The organism is Desulfolutivibrio sp., from assembly GCF_036584575.1.
GTDB lineage: Bacteria > Desulfobacterota > Desulfovibrionia > Desulfovibrionales > Desulfovibrionaceae > Desulfolutivibrio.
Genome location: NZ_JAZHDB010000143.1, coordinates 1 through 3,382, shown reverse-complemented (window position 1 = coordinate 3,382; position 3,382 = coordinate 1). Strand labels below are relative to the sequence as shown.

Sequence of the window (3,382 nt, the reverse complement as noted above, 5' to 3'; positions counted from 1 at the left end):
GCCTGGCGCGATGGCCGGGCTCGGGGCCTGCGACGCGGAGCTTCGGCAGGCCATGCGTCGCTTCGCTCGGGCCTGCCGCGCGCGCCGCGCGCAAACCCGTCGCCCGGCCCGTCCATCCCGGATGTGTGCCTGAGACTGCGAAAAAACAGGGGATACGTCATGGATGAAAATACAGGGCAGGTGTTTTCACGGCGGCGCCAACCCGTCGCCCGGCCCGGCGGGCATGGCCCATAGCGGCGTCCCAAGGGGCCATGTTGCAGGGGGCCATCTCTCCCGTTCGGGGATTCCCAAGGGGCATGGCCCCTTGGGCCGCCGGAGGCATTTCCCCAAACTTCGCCGTCCCGTCCCCTCGCTTCCCCGCCCCTTCCCCCTTACTCCTGCCGCGCGCCCCACAGGGCCGCGCCCAGGGCCCCGGTCATGTCCGGGTCGTCGGCCACGAGCAAGGGTTGCCCCAGGGCCTGGCCGAGCAGATGCACGATGCACGGGTTGTGGGCCACGCCGCCGGAGAAGACCACGGGCGCGTCGCCGCCCGTCACGCCCACCCGGCGCAGCATGTTGGCCGTGCGCCGCACCACCGAGGCGTGCAGCCCCAGGGCGATGTCCCTGGGGTCGCGCCCTTTGGCCATGAGCGAGGTGGCCTCGGTCTCGGCGAAGACCGTACACATGCTGCTGACCTCCACCCCGGGTTTGCCCGAAAGGGCGTAGGCCCCGAAGGCCTCGACGGGGATCTGGAAGACGTTGGCCAGAAATTCCAGGAATTTGCCCGTCCCGGCGGCGCAGCGGTCGTTCATCTCGAACTTGGCCACCCGGCCGCCGGGCAGAAGCGCGATGGCCTTGGTGTCCTGGCCGCCGATGTCCAGGACGCCGCGCGCCTCGGGGAAGCGGTGGGCCGCGCCCAGGGCATGGGCCTTGATCTCGGTGATGGTGGTCACCTCGCGGTCGAAGCCGTGCTTGGCCACCAGTTCCCGGCCGTAGCCCGTGGCCGCCACGGGACAGGCGGGAGCGGCCGCGAAGAGTCTGCGGCACTGGGCCACGGGATCGAAGGTGGTGGACGTGCGCTCGGCGTGGATGATCTCGCCGTCCGAGACGACCACGAGTTCGATGGACCGGGAGCCGACGTCGATGCCTGCAAACATGGGAAAGGCCTCCGTGTGGGGAATGGCCCAAGGGGTAGCGGGCAGGGGCGGGAAAGTACAATCGATAGATCGGATCAAGAAACGGGTGTGTGATCGAGAGAGTGGATGGATGGGCGGCGCGTGCCGCATGCCGTGGTGTTCCATGGGGGCGTTCCATGGTTCCCGGGAGGTGTTTGGGGCGCAGAATGTCCGCTGGTTGGCCGGGTTCGGGGTGTGCGACGCGGCGCTTCGGCAGACCATGCGTCGCTTCGCTCGGGTCTGCCGGGCGCGCCGCGCGCACACCCGTCGCCCGGCCCGAGCGGCATGCCTGTGGCGCAGGTCCGAGGCGGCAGGCCTTCCCGTTACGGGGTTCCAAGGGGCTTTAAGCCCCTTGGCCGCCGGAGGCATTCCCCCGACCAGGTCATTTGTTTTCATACTGCTTGTAGCGGTCGAAGTTGAACCGGCGCGAGAGCATCTCCCGTCGGATGGGCCGCGGCCGCCCAGCCCGCCGGGCGCGGCCGCGAAGAAGTCTGGCGGCGGCGAGAACCGTGAGCAGGGCGGCCCCGATCAGAACCAGGGCCGTCAGCATGGCCGTCTCCCGGCGGCGGGGCAGGGCGTCCGGGCCGGATCAGGGGATGGCCAGGGCATGTTCCTGCTCCGACTTGCAGGCCACGCACAAGGAGGTTCCGGGCACGGCCAGCAGCCGCCGGGGGGAGATGTCCTCGCCGCATTCCCGGCAGATTCCGAACTCCGCATCATCCATGCGGTTTACTGCGGCCCGAAGGTCGGCCAGGCGTTCCTCCATGTCCTGCCGCCAATTGGTGAACGTTGGGGCGGCGGGGGTTTCCTCCTGGAATTCGGCCCAGCGGGCCAGAGCGGCCTCGACGGAGGCGATTTCCTCGGTAAAGGTGCGAAACAGCGTTCTGCGGTCGGCAGCGGTCATGGTCATACTCCTTATATATGATCGAGGGTCAACAAAAAGCCCCACCTCCGGGTGTGGAGATGGGGCTGGCCAGGTACGAAACGCGGCTTTTCCTACATGGCGCCCCTTGCGTGCCCGCGACGGATCGCGGCCGCCTCCCCTGGCGCCGCGGACAGACCCGCGCCGATGCGGCCGGGGGAGGCGATTGCAAAAACACGGATCGGGTTCGTCATGGCCAGAGTCTCTTGGTTGGAGAAAGCCGGTTGCCGGAACAGGGACGCTACGGCGCAAAGCCCGTCGGCCGCCATGGCCGCCCTGAGCCGTCGCGCCTGTCCCGGGCGCGTGCGGCCCACCATAGCCGTGGGCGGGCCTGGGGCAAATTTGTCGGAAGACTCCGACATGTCCGGTTCGGGGCGCCGCAGGCCTTGACGGGGCGGGCAGCCTTTCCTACTGCATCCCGACCGGCGGGATCGCGCCGGAAAGGAGCGGGCATGAAGGACGAACGCGGCATCTATTACCACCCCAATCCCCAGGAACGGGCCGTGCGCATGTACGTGCGGGAACGCTACGGCGACGTGGAGTTTCGGCTGTGGAACCGGGACCACCCCCAGATCTGGGAGGGCCACGACTGGATCGCCTACGACGACATCCGGGCGGCGGCCGCCCAGTACGCCAAGCGGGGCACGGGGACGGACCCCCTGGAGATGTATGACCTGGAAGTCGCCAAGCGGCTGCTTCAGGACGAAGCCTGATGCGGCCGGGCGTGGACTTCCGCATCTACGGGCGGATTCGGGGGCTTACGCCGGAGGCGGCCGGGAAACTTGCGGCCGAGGCCCCCTTCGAAACGGCCCGGGCCGAGGCGGGCGGAATCGAAATTGAGCACGAAGGGCGGTTTGTGGACGTGGAGGAGTTTTTGGCCCGGGCCGTTTCGCTTCTGCCCGAGGGCGGGGACGGGGATGTGGACGTGATCGACGAAGAGGCTTGGACCATCACGCGGTATGCCTTGCGCCCCGGGGCTTTTGAGGCCAAACGGCATGGCCTGGACGACGTCTTGGACCACACCAAGGGTGAGGGAAATTTCTAGAAAGGCGTTTTTTTGGTTGACGGGCCGGGCTGGGTTAGCTAAACACCGCCCCCTGGTCGACGCGAACAAATGACTTTTTGAAGGCGACGAAAAAAAAGTTGTTGACGGGCCGAACCGGATCGACTAAACATCAGAGTTTCGCGCGGGGCGAAAGAAACACACCCCCGAACGAAGATGGGCCGCAAGAAGTACCGGGTTGAAAGACCCCAGACGGCCGTGATCTTTGACAATTAAATAGCGAGTCGGGTAATTCGAGACGCA

General features: G+C 67.3%; 5 protein-coding genes. 2 read left to right on the top strand and 3 right to left on the bottom strand.

The window, feature by feature from the left end; all coding sequences use genetic code 11:
• Positions 1-371 precede the first annotated feature (371 nt).
• From V3572_RS10880 to V3572_RS10870, 3 genes are all read right to left on the bottom strand, one after another.
• The gene (locus V3572_RS10880) at positions 372-1,136 is read right to left on the bottom strand and encodes an acyl-CoA dehydratase activase (protein ID WP_332111015.1); all 765 of its coding nucleotides are present in this window, start codon (positions 1,134-1,136) and stop codon (positions 372-374) included.
• A gap of 400 nt (positions 1,137-1,536) precedes the next feature.
• Complete coding sequence (locus V3572_RS10875) at positions 1,537-1,704, bottom strand: hypothetical protein (RefSeq protein ID WP_332111014.1); 168 nt, start codon at positions 1,702-1,704, stop codon at positions 1,537-1,539.
• 39 nt (positions 1,705-1,743) lie between these two features.
• Positions 1,744-2,058 carry a TraR/DksA family transcriptional regulator gene (locus V3572_RS10870; protein WP_332111013.1) on the bottom strand — a complete coding sequence of 105 codons (315 nt, stop codon included), beginning with the start codon at positions 2,056-2,058 and terminating at the stop codon, positions 1,744-1,746.
• A gap of 470 nt (positions 2,059-2,528) precedes the next feature.
• On the opposite strand from V3572_RS10870, the gene V3572_RS10865 reads away from it, so the two are divergent.
• Both V3572_RS10865 and V3572_RS10860 read left to right on the top strand, forming a co-directional pair.
• The gene (locus V3572_RS10865) at positions 2,529-2,789 is read left to right on the top strand and encodes a hypothetical protein (protein ID WP_332111012.1); all 261 of its coding nucleotides are present in this window, start codon (positions 2,529-2,531) and stop codon (positions 2,787-2,789) included.
• On the top strand, positions 2,789-3,121 hold the full coding sequence (locus V3572_RS10860; protein WP_332111011.1) for a hypothetical protein: 333 nt from the start codon (positions 2,789-2,791) through the stop codon (positions 3,119-3,121). Before V3572_RS10865 ends, V3572_RS10860 begins: the two co-directional genes overlap by 1 nt.
• Positions 3,122-3,382: the final 261 nt, after the last annotated feature.